General features: G+C 61.1%; 15 protein-coding genes. 4 read left to right on the top strand and 11 right to left on the bottom strand.

The window, feature by feature from the left end:
• The 9 genes from ACUTSC_RS11205 to ACUTSC_RS11165 all read right to left on the bottom strand — a co-directional run bounded on the left by ACUTSC_RS11205 (nt 1) and on the right by ACUTSC_RS11165 (nt 8,187).
• On the bottom strand, nt 1–681 hold the full coding sequence (locus ACUTSC_RS11205) for a response regulator transcription factor (RefSeq protein ID WP_025303784.1): 681 nt from the start codon (nt 679–681) through the stop codon (nt 1–3).
• 238 nt (nt 682–919) lie between these two features.
• Nucleotides 920–1,801 (bottom strand): cysteine synthase CysM, encoded by an 882-nt coding sequence (cysM, locus tag ACUTSC_RS11200; RefSeq protein ID WP_033638551.1) that lies wholly within the window; start codon nt 1,799–1,801, stop codon nt 920–922.
• A gap of 79 nt (nt 1,802–1,880) precedes the next feature.
• Nucleotides 1,881–2,969: a sulfate/thiosulfate ABC transporter ATP-binding protein CysA gene (gene cysA, locus ACUTSC_RS11195; protein WP_061872530.1), complete on the bottom strand. Its 1,089-nt coding sequence runs from the start codon at nt 2,967–2,969 to the stop codon at nt 1,881–1,883.
• On the bottom strand, nt 2,959–3,834 hold the full coding sequence (gene cysW / locus ACUTSC_RS11190; protein ID WP_197768951.1) for a sulfate/thiosulfate ABC transporter permease CysW: 876 nt from the start codon (nt 3,832–3,834) through the stop codon (nt 2,959–2,961). The genes cysA and cysW overlap by 11 nt, the downstream gene beginning before the upstream one ends.
• Complete coding sequence (gene cysT, locus ACUTSC_RS11185; protein WP_019453852.1) at nt 3,834–4,673, bottom strand: sulfate/thiosulfate ABC transporter permease CysT; 840 nt, start codon at nt 4,671–4,673, stop codon at nt 3,834–3,836. The genes cysW and cysT overlap by 1 nt, the downstream gene beginning before the upstream one ends.
• Entirely contained in the window at nt 4,674–5,696 is a 1,023-nt protein-coding gene (locus ACUTSC_RS11180; protein ID WP_033632428.1) for a sulfate ABC transporter substrate-binding protein, read from the bottom strand.
• 200 nt (nt 5,697–5,896) lie between these two features.
• Entirely contained in the window at nt 5,897–6,796 is a 900-nt protein-coding gene (locus ACUTSC_RS11175) for a Dyp-type peroxidase (RefSeq protein ID WP_197773407.1), read from the bottom strand.
• A 182-nt stretch (nt 6,797–6,978) separates the two neighbouring features.
• Entirely contained in the window at nt 6,979–7,566 is a 588-nt protein-coding gene (locus tag ACUTSC_RS11170) for an RpoE-regulated lipoprotein (RefSeq protein WP_197768953.1), read from the bottom strand.
• Nucleotides 7,567–7,722: 156 nt separating this feature from the next.
• The gene (locus ACUTSC_RS11165) at nt 7,723–8,187 is read right to left on the bottom strand and encodes a DUF2919 family protein (protein WP_197768954.1); all 465 of its coding nucleotides are present in this window, start codon (nt 8,185–8,187) and stop codon (nt 7,723–7,725) included.
• 175 nt (nt 8,188–8,362) lie between these two features.
• Between ACUTSC_RS11165 and ACUTSC_RS11160 the strand changes: the two genes are divergently transcribed.
• Nucleotides 8,363–8,761 (top strand): YgiW/YdeI family stress tolerance OB fold protein, encoded by a 399-nt coding sequence (locus ACUTSC_RS11160; protein WP_197773408.1) that lies wholly within the window; start codon nt 8,363–8,365, stop codon nt 8,759–8,761.
• 42 nt (nt 8,762–8,803) lie between these two features.
• On the opposite strand, the gene ACUTSC_RS11155 is transcribed toward ACUTSC_RS11160, so the two are convergent.
• On the bottom strand, nt 8,804–9,229 hold the full coding sequence (locus tag ACUTSC_RS11155) for a GNAT family acetyltransferase (protein WP_004936504.1): 426 nt from the start codon (nt 9,227–9,229) through the stop codon (nt 8,804–8,806).
• Between the two features lie 204 nt (nt 9,230–9,433).
• On the opposite strand from ACUTSC_RS11155, the gene amiA reads away from it, so the two are divergent.
• The 3 genes from amiA to ACUTSC_RS11140 all read left to right on the top strand — a co-directional run bounded on the left by amiA (nt 9,434) and on the right by ACUTSC_RS11140 (nt 11,756).
• Nucleotides 9,434–10,315 carry an N-acetylmuramoyl-L-alanine amidase AmiA gene (gene amiA / locus ACUTSC_RS11150; RefSeq protein ID WP_197768956.1) on the top strand — a complete coding sequence of 294 codons (882 nt, stop codon included), beginning with the start codon at nt 9,434–9,436 and terminating at the stop codon, nt 10,313–10,315.
• A 65-nt stretch (nt 10,316–10,380) separates the two neighbouring features.
• Complete coding sequence (gene hemF / locus ACUTSC_RS11145; protein WP_445653332.1) at nt 10,381–11,301, top strand: oxygen-dependent coproporphyrinogen oxidase; 921 nt, start codon at nt 10,381–10,383, stop codon at nt 11,299–11,301.
• A complete protein-coding gene (locus ACUTSC_RS11140) occupies nt 11,301–11,756 on the top strand; it encodes a YaiI/YqxD family protein (RefSeq protein ID WP_004936514.1) in 456 nt (151 codons plus the stop codon). Before hemF ends, ACUTSC_RS11140 begins: the two co-directional genes overlap by 1 nt.
• A 22-nt stretch (nt 11,757–11,778) precedes the next feature.
• On the opposite strand, the gene ACUTSC_RS11135 is transcribed toward ACUTSC_RS11140, so the two are convergent.
• The gene (locus ACUTSC_RS11135; RefSeq protein ID WP_197768958.1) at nt 11,779–14,019 is read right to left on the bottom strand and encodes a TonB-dependent receptor domain-containing protein; all 2,241 of its coding nucleotides are present in this window, start codon (nt 14,017–14,019) and stop codon (nt 11,779–11,781) included.
• Between the last annotated feature and the right edge of the window lie 116 nt (nt 14,020–14,135).

Genomic DNA, 14,135 nt, shown 5'->3' with positions numbered 1-14,135 from the left:
TTACCGAATGCGATAGCCGATGCTGCGCACCGTCTCAATGCTGAGCTTACTGCCGGCCAACGCGCTCAGCTTCTGGCGGATATTGCTGATGTGCACGTCCACGCTGCGATCATAGGCCTCACGCGGGCGCCCCAGCCCCTTCTCAGACAGCTCGTCCTTCGACACCACGCGATCCGGCGCGCGCAGCAACAGCTCCAGCAGATTGAACTCCGAAGCGGTCAGATCAAACGCCTTACCGCGCCATTCGCTGCTGCGGGTTGAAGGGTTAAGCGTCAGCTCGCCGAAGCTGATGGCGGCCTCGTCGTCCGCCTCTTGCGGCCGCTCTTCGAAACGGCGCAGCACCGCGCGCAGACGCGCCACCAATTCGCGCGGATAGCACGGTTTGGGCATATAATCGTCGGCGCCCATCTCCAGGCCAATCACCCGATCGATGTTGTCGCCTTTGGCGGTCAGCATGATGATCGGCAGCCGGCTCTTTTTGCGCACGTCGCGCAGCACGTCGATGCCGCTCATGTCCGGCAGCATGATATCGAGGATCATCGCGGTATAATCGCCCGACAGCGCGCCCTCTACCCCCGCTTTGCCGGTCAGCACCAGCGTGGCGTCGAAACCTTCGCCCGTCAGGTATTCGCTCAGCATGGTGCCAAGCTCCAGGTCATCGTCGACCAGTAAAATTTTCATGCCTTGCTCCTTCACCGATTTTCGTTATTTTCCCGCCAATTCCGCCGGCCCGCAGCCGGTTTTACTCAATCCTTACACATCGCGGTTCGCGTCTCGCCACCGTTATTGTGGCTGCTGTCGCGCAATTTCTCTACTTCAGTCAGGGTATTGGCGCACAGGCAGGCGGGGCGGCTATGCCGTCAGTCAAAAGGAAATGGGAAGGGTTTTCCCGGCGGAACGCGCCGCCGGGAGGGCACATTCAGTCGAAAACGCCGGTGGAGAGGTAACGGTCACCGCGATCGCAGACGATCGCCACCACGACGCTGCCGGGGTGGGCCGCCGCGACGCGCAGAGCGCCGGCCACCGCGCCGCCGGAGCTGACGCCGCAGAAGATGCCTTCACGCTGCGCCAGCTGGCGCATGGTCTGCTCGGCATCGCGCTGCTCGATATCCAGCACCTGATCCACCAGCTCCGGGCGGAAAATGCCCGGCAGGTAAGCGGGCGCCCAACGGCGAATGCCGGGGATGCTGCTGCCTTCTGCCGGCTGCAGGCCGATGATCTGTACCTGCGGATTCTGGCTCTTCAGATAACCGCCCACGCCGGTAATGGTACCGGTGGTGCCCATGCTGGAAACGAAGTGCGTGATGCGTCCTTCGGTCTGGCGCCAAATCTCCGGGCCGGTGGTGGTGAAGTGGGCGTAGGGATTGTCGAGATTGTTGAACTGATCCAGCACCTTGCCCTGCCCCTGACGCTGCATCTCCAGCGCCAGATCGCGCGCCCCTTCCATCCCCTGCTCACGGCTGACCAGGATCAGCTCGGCGCCGTAGGCGCGCATCGCCGCCTGCCGCTCCAGGCTCATGTTCTCCGGCATCAGCAGCTTCAGCGTATAGCCTTTCAATGCAGCAATCATCGCCAGCGCAATGCCGGTGTTGCCGCTGGTGGCCTCGATCAGCACGTCGCCGGGCTTGATCTCACCGCGCAGCTCCGCCTGCTGGATCATCGCCAACGCGGCGCGATCCTTCACCGATCCCGCCGGGTTATTGCCTTCCAGTTTGACCCATACCTCGCTGCCTGCCTGGGCGGCCAGCCGTTGCAGTTGTACCAGCGGGGTGTTCCCGATGCATTGTTCGAGCGTTGTCACGATCTTTGCCTGTGTTGGTGTGCGTAAAGTAAAAAGGCAACCCGGGGGTTGCCTTGAAGAAAAGGGCTGCTAAAACCTATCAGGCGCTTTTGGCTAACGCAACAGGTTGCAGCAACCGATCGCCGGCATACAGCCGCGCATTGAGGCTGCCGACGTAATAACGGCCGCCGCGCACCGGCGTGGCGTTGCCTTCCGGCAGCACTAGGCTTATCGGTTCCTGATGCCAGCCGATTGGCTGCACCGTCAGCTGCCAGAAGTGGCCGCGCGGGCTGACTTCCAGCACCTGCACCGGCAGCGGGCAGCGCTCGCTGCTCTCGGTCGCCACTTCCATTTCCCACGGGCGCAGGAACAGCTCGACGCTGCCCTGGTGCATCGGCTGGAACGACAGCGGCCACTGGTGCGCGCCAACGAACAGCTGGGAGCCGCGAATTTCGCCGTTCAGGCGGTTCACTTCCCCCATGAATTCCAGCACGAAGCGGCTGGCCGGCTCGCGCATAATCTCTTCCGGCGACCCGACCTGTTCGATATTGCCCTGGCTCATCACCACGATGCGGTCGGCCACTTCCATCGCCTCTTCCTGATCGTGGGTGACGAACACGCTGGTGAACTTCAGCTCTTCGTGCAGCTGACGCAGCCAGCGGCGCAGCTCTTTGCGCACCTGCGCATCCAGCGCGCCGAACGGTTCGTCCAGCAGCAGAATTTGCGGTTCCACCGCCAGGGCGCGCGCCAACGCCACGCGCTGTTTCTGGCCGCCGGACAGCTGAGACGGATAGCGGTTGGCCAGGTGGCCCAGCTGTACCATTTCCAGCAGTTGGGTGACTTTCTGTTTGATCGCCGCGGCGTTCGGCCGCTCGCGGCGCGGCAGCACGGTCAGGCCGAAAGCGATGTTGTCGAACACCGTCATATGGCGGAACAGCGCATAGTGCTGAAACACGAAGCCCACGCGCCTGTCGCGCGCGTGCATGTGGCTGACGTCGGTGCCGTGGAAGCCCAGCTTGCCGCCGCTCTGGCTTTCCAGCCCGGCGATGATGCGCAGCAGCGTGGTCTTGCCGGAACCGGACGGCCCGAGCAGCGCCACCATCTCGCCGGAAGCAATATCGAGCGAGATATCGTTCAATACCTTGGTGCGACCGAAGTACTTGTTGATGCCGTTAATCTCAATGCTCATGATTTTCCTCCCGCTCGAGACGCGCGTTTTGACGTTCCAGACGCCACTGCAGCGCGCTCTTCAAAAATAGGGTAACGATCGCCATCAGGGTCAACAGGGCGGCAGCGGTAAAGGAGCCGACGGTGTTGTAATCCTGCTGCAACAGCTCGACCTGCAGCGGCAGGCTGTAGGTTTCGCCGCGAATCGAACCAGACACCACCGACACCGCGCCGAACTCGCCGATGGCGCGCGCGTTGGTCAGCACCACGCCATACAGCAGCGCCCAGCGAATGTTGGGCAGCGTCACGCGGCGGAACATCTGCCAGCCGGACGCCCCCAGCAGAATGGCGGCCTCGTCTTCCTGGCTGCCCTGGCTGAGCATCATCGGCACCAGCTCGCGCACCACGAAGGGACAGGTGACGAAAATGGTCACCAGCACCATGCCCGGCCAGGAGAACATGATCTGGATGTTATGTGCATCCAGCCAGCCGCCCAGCAGGCCGTTGCTGCCGTAAAACAGCAGGTAAATCAGCCCCGCCACCACCGGTGAAACGGCGAACGGGATATCGATCAGCGTCAGCAGCAGCTGGCGGCCGGGGAAGGCGAAGCGCGTCACCAGCCATGCCAGCAACGTGCCGAACACCAGGTTGAACGGCACGGTGATCAGCGCGATCAAAACCGTCAGCCAAATGGCGTGCAGCATGTCCGGATCGAGCAAGTTGTTCCACATCGCGCCGAATCCTTTGGAAAAGGCCTCGGCGAAAATCGACATCATCGGCACTACCAGCAGCAGCACCGAGAACAGCGCGCCGATGGCGATCAGCGTCCACTTGCCCCAGTTGACGCGCGGGCGCTCGGCGCCGTTGAAGGCGGAAACATCGGCCATCAGTGCCCTCCTCCCAAACGTCTGCCGAAGCGGCTTTGCAATACGTTAATGCTGAACAGCAGCAGCAGCGACGCCGCCAGGATCACCGAGGCGATGGCGCTGGCCGCCGGGTAATCGAACTCCTGCAAACGCACGAAAATCATCAGCGAGGTCACTTCCGTCTTCCAGGCGATGTTGCCGGCGATGAAAATCACCGCGCCGAACTCGCCCAGGCTGCGGGTAAAGGAGATGGCTGTGCCGGCCAGCAATGCCGGTGCCACCTCGGGCAACACCACGCGGCGGAAACTCTGCCAGCGCGTAGCGCCCAGCGTCTCGGCTGCCTCTTCGTATTCCGGCCCCAACTCTTCCAGCACCGGCTGCACGGTGCGCACCACAAACGGCAGGCTGGTGAACGCCATCGCTACCGCGATCCCAAGCCAGGTGAAGGTGACCTTGATGTCGAAGTGCGCCAGCCACTGACCGTACCAGCCGGTGGTAGAAAACAGCCCCGCCAGCGTCAGGCCGGCCACCGCGGTCGGCAACGCGAACGGCAGATCGATCAGGCCATCCAGCAGCGAACGGCCGGGAAAACGGTAGCGCGTCAGGATCCAGGCCATCAGCATGCCGAACACCGCGTTGAACAGGCTGGCGACGCCGGCCGCCAGCAGCGTCACTTTATACGCCGCCACCACCTGCGGGTTGGAAATCACTTCCCAGTATTGCGCCAGGCTCATCTGGGCCAGCTGCATCACCAGCGCGGTGAGCGGCAGCAGCAGGATCAAACAGGTATAAAACAGGCTGCTGCCGAGGCTTAGGCCAAATCCGGGCAGCACCCGCTTACTGGACGACAACGCCAACATTTACTTGCGCCCTGCAGCTAACAGCTGATCCAGCTCGCCGCCGGTGGCGAAGTGGGTTTTCATCACCTGCGGCCAGCCGCCGAATTGATCTTCCACGCGGAACAGTTGGGTGTCCGGGAATTGCCCCTTCGCCGCCGCCATCGCTTTCTGGTCATACACGCGGTAGTAGAAACTGGTGATCACCTGCTGCGCCGCCGGGCTGTAGAGATAGTTCAGATAAGCTTTGGCCGCCTGTTCGGTGCCGTTGCGCTCGACGTTTTTGTCGACCCAGGCCACCGGGAACTCCGCCAGAATATCGACCGGTGGCACGATCACTTCGTACTTGTCTTCACCGTATTGCTTGCGGATGTTGTTCACTTCGGACTCGAAGCTGATCAGCACGTCGCCCAAGCCGCGCTCGACGAAGGTGGTGGTCGCGCCGCGGCCGCCGGTATCGAACACCAGCACGTTTTTCAGGAAGCGGGTCATGAAGGCGCGGGTCTTGGCCGCGTCGTTGCCGTCGGCCTGGCTGGCGGCGCCCCAGGCGGCCAGATAGGTGTAACGGCCGTTGCCGGAGGTTTTCGGGTTCGGGAACACCAGCTTCACGTCGTCGCGCACCAGATCGTTCCAGGTGTGGATGCCCTTCGGGTTGTCCTTGCGCACCAGAAACGCCATGGTGGAATAGAACGGTGAGCTATTGTTCGGCAGGCGCGCCTGCCAGTCCGCCGGGATCAGCTGCCCGCGATCGTGCAGGATCTGCACGTCGGTCACCTGGTTGTACGTCACCACGTCGGCGCGCAGGCCCTGCAGGATCGCCAGCGCCTGCTTGGAGGAACCGGCGTGCGATTGTTTGATGGTCAGCTTGTCGTTCGGATGCTGTTGATTCCACTGCTGTTCAAAGCCGGGATTCAGCGCGACGAACAATTCACGGGAAACGTCATAAGAGCTGTTCAGCAATTCCGCCGCCGACGCGGCGCCGCTCGCCAACAGCGCAGCCGCCAGCCAACCTTTCAGCACGAGATTTTTAACCCGGTTTTGTTTCATTCTGCACCTTATCACTGAGTCATTCCTTCAGGCTTTCGCCTTATTGACGACCAGTGTATTTATAACTCGGTGCGGAGCTGTAACGCTTTTATATACCGTTTAGTGATTTACAAGCATCAAACGCTATAAGGCAGGGAATGCGAGGTGTTTTCGGGGCGGGAAAACGGGCCGAAGCCGGCACACCGGCTTCGGCAACGGCGTCAAAGTGACAGCAGGCGCGTCAGCGATGGCGCAAAGTAGTAGCTGCCGGTGACCGCGCGGCTGAAACGCAGCATCGCGTCGCGTTTACCGTCCAGATCGCCGAACATGCTCAGCAGCTGCTGCTCGATATTGTGCAGGCGCGCACAATAGGCGATGAAGAACAGGCCGTGCTTGCCGCTGGCGGTGCCGTAAGGCAGGCTCTGGCGCAAAATTTTCAGGCCCTTGCCGTTCTCTTTCAGATCGACGCGGCTGACGTGCGAGGTATCCGGGCGCTGATCGGCCGGCAGTTCTTCGCTGTCGTGCTTGGTACGGCCGATGATCTGCTCCTGCTGTTCGGTGGTAAAACGCTGCCACTGGCGCAGGTTGTGCTCGTAACGTTGCACCAGCACGTAGCTGCCGCCTGCATCTTCTTCACCTTCGGCAATCGTCGCCACTTCCGGGCGCTGCTCGCCCTGCGGGTTTTCGGTACCGTCGATGAAACCGCTCAGATCGCGCTCTTCCACCCAACGGAAACCGTGGGTTTCTTCTTCAATCTTGATGGCGTTGCCGAACGCCGCCAGTGCCGCCTGCGCCAGCGTGAAGTTGACGTCGTGACGCAGCGACTGGATGTGGATCAGCATATCGCGCTGGGTGGCCGGCGCCAGCCCTTTGCCGAGCGGCGTGAACGGTTTCAGCTCTTGCGCGCCCTGGCCGCTGGAGAGATCGTGCCAAACGTCGTAGCCGAAAGCGATCACCGCGCCGAGGCGCGCATCGGGGAACTGCTGCTGCAGCTCGCTCAGCGTCTGACAAAACTGCTTGCAGCCCTGGCGCAAGTCGGCGAATTCACCCTGTACGGTGGCTTCCATAAAAATGGCGAAACGGCAGTGCTCCAGCAGAATGCCGCTCTGAACCTGTGTCATGTTGTTATCCTCAATACCAGAATCCGGCAACAGGTAAGGTATGGCGGTTGACGCGCGGGTTCCCTGTTACAAACGCGCGCTATCATACCGCAAGCACGGGCGATTGCCTTGCAGCAGCGCAAAGAAAATAGGGGTAATGGCTTGAAAAGGCAGGCGCCGTGAACCGGCGCCCGTTGAACATGTTACTGCTGCGGCTTGGCGTGCCAGATGATTTTGCTGACCGTCCAGCTTTTCAGGGTGTCGTCCGGCGGGATGATGTCCTGCGCCCCGGCCCACTTGCCGCTGAAGATGTAGGTAACGTACTTGCTCTGCTCCGCCACGCACTCCACTTTGCCGGCGTCTTCGCCGCTGCCCGGTTTACAGGAGCCGAACGCCTTGCTGTACATATCGCCGAACGGCGTGCCGAGCTTGTTGCCCCACTCCGTCGCCACTTTCGGATCCAGCACGTCCACCCGCTGCAGGCGCCCTTTCGGTTCACCGGTGATCACCAGCTTCACGTCGTCGCCGGACAGCGCCTGATAATAAGAGACGATCTGACCGTTGCTGGTCGCCATGCCGCCGCGCAGGCGGTAGTTGCCGTCCAGCCCGTCATTGATAGCGCTTTCCGACATCGGCGTGCCGGCGTTGAGCTTGCCGACGCCCTTGGCGCCGACCTCCAGGCTGCTGCCAAACCAGTTGAACGGCGACAGGCTGGACCAGGAGAAATTGGACATGCTCGAACAGCCGGTGAGTAACAGCGGAAGCCCTAACAACAGGGGGCGAATATTCATCTCTAGCTCCTTAAACATCAATGGCGCGGGGCGGTAGCCCGCCCTTGCCGCACTCGGCGTTTTGCTGCGTGCCAGCCTCTCACAACGGGCCGCACTACGCCAACGGTTGCCAGCTTGGAGTGCGGAAAATGCGAAAAGTGCCGCACTTCTCGGCAATTAGTCGGCGTGCTCCGCCGGCGCAAAGCAGGCTTTCAGGCGCGCATTCAACAGCAGATAGCTCAGCGCCAGCGCATCGAGCAGCGCCAACGCCAGCTCCAGCCCCGGCGCATCGCCGTCCTGGCGCCACAGGCTGAACAGCGAGCCGCCGAGCGACGCCAGCACGGAGACAACCAGCCCCCAGCGCCAGCCGCGCCACAGCCGCGGCCATTGGTGGCGGCGGCCGCTCAGCAAAAACGCCAGCGCCGCCGGCAGACCGAGCAGCATGCCGTACCAAAAGCGTTGGGTATCCGGATAAAACAGCGCCAGCAAGCTTTCGCCCTGCTCACGCGAAGCGCCGGCCATCACGAACAGCAGCCAGGTGCGCGCCTGCAGAACCAGCACGGCCCAAAATCCCAGCGGCAGCCGCAGCGCGCCGTGCTGGTCGTAATCATCCGGGGAAAACCGGGGTGAGAATGGCTTCAACGATCGTTCCTTGCCAACAGAATAAAGACTATGGCTACAGATGGGCGCCGGCGGCGTGAATTTCAATGCGTCGGCTTAAGAAGCTCTTAAGATCGGCGTGTTTTAATGCTTATCACTCAGCAAGCAACCCGATATCAGCGGGATGTGATTTTCGATAACGATAAGGAAGCGCAACATGAAAAAACTGACTCTGGCCACTCTGATCGCGCTGTGCAGCGCACCGGTACTGGCGCAACAAGGCGGGTTCCTCGATCCGGCCGCGCCGCAGGCCCAAACGCAAACCACCGCACAAGGCGGTTTCTCCGGCCCCAGCGCGGCGCTGACCACCGTGGACAAGGTGAAATCGCTGAGCGACGACACCTGGGTGATGCTGCAGGGCAACATCGAACAGCGCATCGGCGACGAAACCTATACCTTCCGCGACGCCACCGGCACCCTGACGGTCGATATCGACCGCAAACGCTGGAACGGCCAAACCGTTACGCCGAAAGACAAGGTGCAGTTGGAAGGCAAAGTGGATAAAGACTGGAACAGCGTCGAAGTGGACGTGAAAACCGTCAAAAAGCTGCCGTAATGCACTGCGACGGGCGGTGCAATGCCGCCGCCCGTCGCTCGATCAATATTCCTGATCTTCGATCAGTCGCTTGCCCAGGCTGGTGATGCCCTGGATCTCGTAGCCGAGCTTCTCGTACATTTCGACCACCGTGTCATTGTCTTCACGCACCATAATCTGGATTTTCGGGCAGCCGCGGGCGATCAATTTCTTCTCCAGACGGTTGATCAACGCATTGGCGATGCCGCGCCCGCGATAATCGGGATGCACCCCGAGGTAATACGCCGAGCCGCGGTGGCCGTCATAACCGCCCATCACCGAACCGACCACTTCGCCGCCGACTTCCGCCACCAGGAACAGCTCCGGATCGTGGTTCAGCTTGCGCTCGATGTCCATTTCCGGATCGTTCCAGGGCCGCAGCAAATCGCAGCGCTCCCACAGGGTAATGACCTCTTCAAAGTCGTCTTGTCGAAATACGCGAATTTCCATCGATGTTGGCCGCTGTTAATTAAGGTGTTTATCTGATTATCGCGTGATTATTCACTTACGCAATATCAAACTGCGATTTACCGCGCTATTTGCCCAGAAATCGCCGGTAACAGGCGTAATAAATGGAAATAGTTATCGGGTCGATTAATGATTATCAATACGATATAACGTCGCAAAATAGAAACGTCGATGGAGCGTTGCGTAATGAAAAAGCAGGGTAAACAATTCCTCAATTTTAAGCCGCTTGCCGTTTCCCCGACGCGACGCCAACTTTTGCTTTCCGGCTTGACGGTAGCGCTGTTCGGCGTGAAAAACCGCAGCGCCAGGGCGGAAGGCCTGCTGCGCAATCAGCACAGCAAACCGGCGGCGAAACCGGCCGGCGGCAAAAAGCGGGTGATGATCGATCCCGGCCACGGCGGCATCGACTCCGGCGCGGTCGGCCACGAAGGCTCACAGGAAAAACACATCGTGCTGGAAATCGCCAACCACGTGCGCCGTTTTCTGCATGAGCATGACCACGTGGAGGCGCGCCTGACGCGCGAAGAAGACGAATTCATTCCGCTGTTCCAGCGGGTGGAGATCGCCCACCAGCACCAGGCCGACCTGTTCATTTCGATTCACGCCGACGGCTTCACCAGCCCCTCGGCCTCTGGCGCTTCGGTGTTCGCCCTCTCCAACCGCGGCGCCAGCAGCGCCATGGCGCGCTACCTGTCCAACCGTGAAAACGCCGCCGACGACGTGGCGGGCGGCAAGTACAAGGATCAGGACAACTACCTGCAGCAGGTGCTGTTCGATCTGGTGCAAACCGACACCATCAACAACAGCCTGACGCTCGGCCGCCACGTGCTCGGCCAGATCCGCCCGGTACACCACCTGCACAGCGACAGCACCGAACAGGCGGCGTTCGCGGTGTTAAAATCCCCGTCCATCCCCTCGGTGCTGGTGGAAACCTCGTTCATCACCAACCCGAACGAAGAGCGGCTGCTGGGCACCACCGCGTTTCGCGAGAAAATAGCCCGCGCCATCGCGGACGGCATCGTCAACTTCTTCGACTACTTCGACGCCCACCAGCGCAAACCCCGCTGATGCCGCGGGCGGCGAATAAGAGTATACTCAGCGCCTTGTTCAGCCAGACGCTATAAAGACCCCGCATGAGTTTACCTAACATCGCTGAAGTAAAATCCTTCCTGCTGGCGCTGCAGGATCACATCTGCGCGCAGCTCGCCCAGGCCGACGGCGGCGCCGTGTTCACCGAAGACCAATGGACGCGTGAAGAAGGCGGCGGTGGCCGCAGCCGCGTGCTGACCAACGGCGCGGTGTTCGAACAGGCGGGGGTCAACTTCTCGCACGTCTCCGGCGCCACCCTGCCGGCCTCGGCCACCGCGCACCGTCCGGAACTGGCCGGGCGCAGCTTCCAGGCGATGGGCGTCTCATTGGTTATCCATCCGCTCAGCCCTTACGTGCCCACCAGCCACGCCAACGTACGTTTCTTCATCGCCGAAAAGCCAGGCGAAGCGCCGGTGTGGTGGTTCGGCGGCGGCTTTGATCTGACGCCGTTCTACGGCTTCGCAGAGGATGCCGTGCACTGGCACCGCACCGCGGCCGATCTGTGTGCGCCGTTCGGCGACGACGTCTACCCCAAATACAAACAGTGGTGCGACGATTACTTCTTCATCAAGCATCGCAACGAAGCACGCGGCATCGGCGGCCTGTTCTACGACGATCTGAACACTCCGGACTTCGACCACTGTTTCGCCTTCACCCGCGCGGTGGGCCAGGGCTTCCTCGACGCCTATCTGCCGATCGTCGAAAAACGCAAGGCCTTGAGCTGGGGCGAGCGCGAGCGCCAGTTCCAGCTGTATCGCCGCGGCCGCTACGTGGAGTTCAACCTGGTGTGGGATCGCGGCACGCTGTTCGGGCTGCAAACCGGCGGGCGCACCGAGTCCATTCTGATGTCGATGCCGCCGCTGGTGCGTTGGGAATATAACTACCAGCCGGAAGGCGGCAGCCCGGAAGCGGCGCTGGCGCGCGATTTCCTGCCGGTGCGCGACTGGCTGCAGGGGGCGAAATGATGCAGATTTGGGTCGATGCGGACGCCTGTCCGAACGTGATCAAAGAGGTGTTGTTCCGCGCCGCCGATCGTACCGCCATCACCGTGACGCTGGTGGCGAATCAGCCATTGCGCACGCCGCCCTCGAAGTACATTCGTTCGCTGCAGGTGGCGGCCGGCTTCGACGTGGCCGACAACGAGATCGTGCGCCGCTGCGAAGCGGGCGATCTGGTGATCACCGCCGATATCCCGCTGGCGGCGGAGGTGATAGAGAAAGGCGCGGTGGCGCTGAACCCGCGCGGCGAGCGCTATACGCCGGACACCATCCGCGAGCGCCTCAACATGCGCGATTTTATGGATACCCTGCGCGCCAGCGGCATCCAAACCGGCGGCCCGAACGCGCTGAACCAGCGCGACCGCCAGCAGTTCGCCAACGAGCTGGACAAATGGCTGCTGCAGGCGAAACGGGCGCAGTAACTGCGCCCTGCCTCGCTGCGGTTTAGAAGCGCACCTCCCCGCCGAAGATATAGGTGCGTCCACGGGCAGTGTTGGTCGGCGTGAAGTCCTGCGACTGCGACGGCAGCGAGTTCATCTTGTTCAGCGCGTCCGAGTAGTCTTTGTCCATCAGGTTTTGCACACTGAGCTTCAGCAGCAGATTGCGATTCACCTGATAGGTGCCGTACAGATCGATAATGGTCGGAATATGCGGCGCTGGCTCCTTCATCAACTGTTCGTTTTCATCGCGAATGGAATCAGGCGACAGGCGCACCGATTTGCCGGTGTATTTCACCACCCCGCCCAGCGTTAACGTCTCGTCCAGCAGGCGCACCCCGCTGTCCAGCGTGAAGTAGAATTCCGGCAGTTCGCTGACATCGCCCGCGCCGAATTCGTTGCTGGCCTGGTTGGTCGGCTGGGAGGTATGTTCCTTGCTTAACGACAGCTTGGTGAAAGCGAAACCGGCGTCGTACAGCGCTTCCAGCTCCACCCCGCGCATTTTGACCGGTTCGGGAGCGTTGCTGTACATGGTCATGCTGACGTTGACGTCCGCGTTATCCCACTCTTCCTGCGTCGCCTGCGAACGGTTGCACTTCTGGCGGTTTTTACACACCAGGTAGGATTGGCTGGATATGTAGTTTTTGATTCTGGTTTCGAAATAGACCGCTTTCAGCTGGAAACTGTCCTGCTTGAACAACAGATCGTGGGCATTGGCATTGAAACCGCCCTGCCAGGTCTCCGCTTTTTCGCCCTTCAGGAACGGGTTCATCGACTGGCCGCCGCTGTTGGCGAAGAACACCTCCTGGATATTCGGCCCGCGCATCGACTTGCTGTAGCTGACGAACGGTTGCAGCCACGGCGTCACCTGCGCCGACAGCATGACCGACGGGTTGAAACCCTGTTCGTTGCGGTTGATATTGCCGGCGCCCTGCGGGAAGCACTCTACGCGCTCGTCACAGGCCGGCTTATAGCCGGAGAGGCGATAGGCGGTGTAGTTCAGATCGAAATTCCCCTGCCAGATGCCGTAGTTGGCCTGCAACCCGCTGTACAGGCTGGAGATATCCTGCTTGCCCGATATTCCCACCGGCATGCTTTCCGCCTGATTGTCATCCGTCACCAAACCGGAGGCCTTTTTCTTATACTCGTTGCGCACCAGCTTGCCGCCGTAGCTGAAGGCGAAATCGACATCCTGCAGACTGAAACGGCTGGTGTTGTTGATATCCAGCGCATCGGAGATGTTTTTCGCCGTGCTGTCGCTGAATCCCGCCATGTTGTCGGACATGAATTTCTGCTCACCCCGGCTGGTGCTGGCGGTCAGGTTGAAATCGATCAGTTCCGAGAACGGCGCGTAGTGATATTTAAGGTAAAAATCGTCGCTGTCGATGTGGCGGCGGGTGATTTTATTCTGGTAGCTGCGCGCCGACAGTTCGATGCTGTTGAAGGCATCCGGCTTGATGTCCACCTTGAACAGCTGGGATTTCGGGTTCTGGCGGTAGGTTTTATCGACGTTGAACATCTCGCTGTCGAAACCGGCGCCGTTTTTGTAGTTGGAGGTGATGGAACTGCCGCTGATCGCCGCCATCGCCCCCAGGCTGCCGCCGTCGGCAAAGGCGGCGGTTTTGGCGCCCACGGCGATCATGCCGCTGCGGCCGATGCCGTTATTGCCCACCGAGAATTTGGTGCGCACGCCGAACGGGTTATCGGAAAACACCACGTCGTCCACGCCGATAGTGCGGAAGTTGGCGCTGCCCGCCAGCGCGTTCACCCCAGCGGAGCCGGTGGCATTGCCGCGCGCCACGTCGACGCCGACGATAAAGTTAGGATCGATCAGCGCCCCGAACTGGCTGGTGGGCAATCCCCCGTGCGCTGCGTCGCTCGGCGAGTTGCCGTAGTAGTTTTGCGTGATGCCGTCGACCATGGTGTTGACCCGGCCAAAGCCGCTCAGGCCGCGAATATTGACGCTGACCGATCCCTGGCCGGGATCGATCTGGGTATAGGTGCCCGGCATGCTGCGCAGAATGCTGTCCACCGACTCCAGATTCTTGTTTTCATCGCGCGAGCTGAACGCGCCCGGCCTCGCCAACGCGTCTTTTTCGCTGCTTTTGCCGCTGTCGGCGGCCGAGACGTTGAGCGGGCTGAACGCCACGCTGCCTTTATTATTTTCCGCCTGTTCCTGCGCGGCCGCAGCCGGCCCGTACAGCGCCAGTCCCGCGCCGATCAGGCTCGCTATCATTTTGATTTTCATATATCCCCAGAAATAGCCAATAAGGTTTGATGGCCGACAATGCCCAGCAAAAAGCCCGCCGAAACGCGCGGTAAAAGGTTGTTATTGTTTTATTGCGCCGCAGCGTGCCGCGGCGC

The sequence above is a fragment of the Serratia sp. TSA_105.2 genome (assembly GCF_052692115.1).
The sequence above is the reverse complement of the archived record's forward strand: the minus strand, read 5'-3'. Positions and strand labels throughout refer to the sequence as shown.

Excerpts from the sequence above, each read along its gene's own strand:
- cysA (WP_061872530.1), bottom strand. The coding sequence starts at position 2,969 with ATGAGCATTGAGATTAACGGCATCAACAAGTACTTCGGTCGCACCAAG.
- hemF (WP_445653332.1), top strand. The coding sequence starts at position 10,381 with ATGAGTTTACCTAACATCGCTGAAGTAAAATCCTTCCTGCTGGCGCTG.
- ACUTSC_RS11155 (WP_004936504.1), bottom strand. The coding sequence starts at position 9,229 with ATGGAAATTCGCGTATTTCGACAAGACGACTTTGAAGAGGTCATTACC.
- ACUTSC_RS11170 (WP_197768953.1), bottom strand. The coding sequence starts at position 7,566 with ATGAATATTCGCCCCCTGTTGTTAGGGCTTCCGCTGTTACTCACCGGC.
- ACUTSC_RS11205 (WP_025303784.1), bottom strand. The coding sequence starts at position 681 with ATGAAAATTTTACTGGTCGACGATGACCTGGAGCTTGGCACCATGCTG.
- ACUTSC_RS11175 (WP_197773407.1), bottom strand. The coding sequence starts at position 6,796 with ATGACACAGGTTCAGAGCGGCATTCTGCTGGAGCACTGCCGTTTCGCC.
- ACUTSC_RS11140 (WP_004936514.1), top strand. The coding sequence starts at position 11,301 with ATGCAGATTTGGGTCGATGCGGACGCCTGTCCGAACGTGATCAAAGAG.
- cysW (WP_197768951.1), bottom strand. The coding sequence starts at position 3,834 with ATGGCCGATGTTTCCGCCTTCAACGGCGCCGAGCGCCCGCGCGTCAAC.
- cysT (WP_019453852.1), bottom strand. The coding sequence starts at position 4,673 with ATGTTGGCGTTGTCGTCCAGTAAGCGGGTGCTGCCCGGATTTGGCCTA.
- ACUTSC_RS11160 (WP_197773408.1), top strand. The coding sequence starts at position 8,363 with ATGAAAAAACTGACTCTGGCCACTCTGATCGCGCTGTGCAGCGCACCG.
- ACUTSC_RS11180 (WP_033632428.1), bottom strand. The coding sequence starts at position 5,696 with ATGAAACAAAACCGGGTTAAAAATCTCGTGCTGAAAGGTTGGCTGGCG.
- ACUTSC_RS11135 (WP_197768958.1), bottom strand. The coding sequence starts at position 14,019 with ATGAAAATCAAAATGATAGCGAGCCTGATCGGCGCGGGACTGGCGCTG.
- amiA (WP_197768956.1), top strand. The coding sequence starts at position 9,434 with ATGAAAAAGCAGGGTAAACAATTCCTCAATTTTAAGCCGCTTGCCGTT.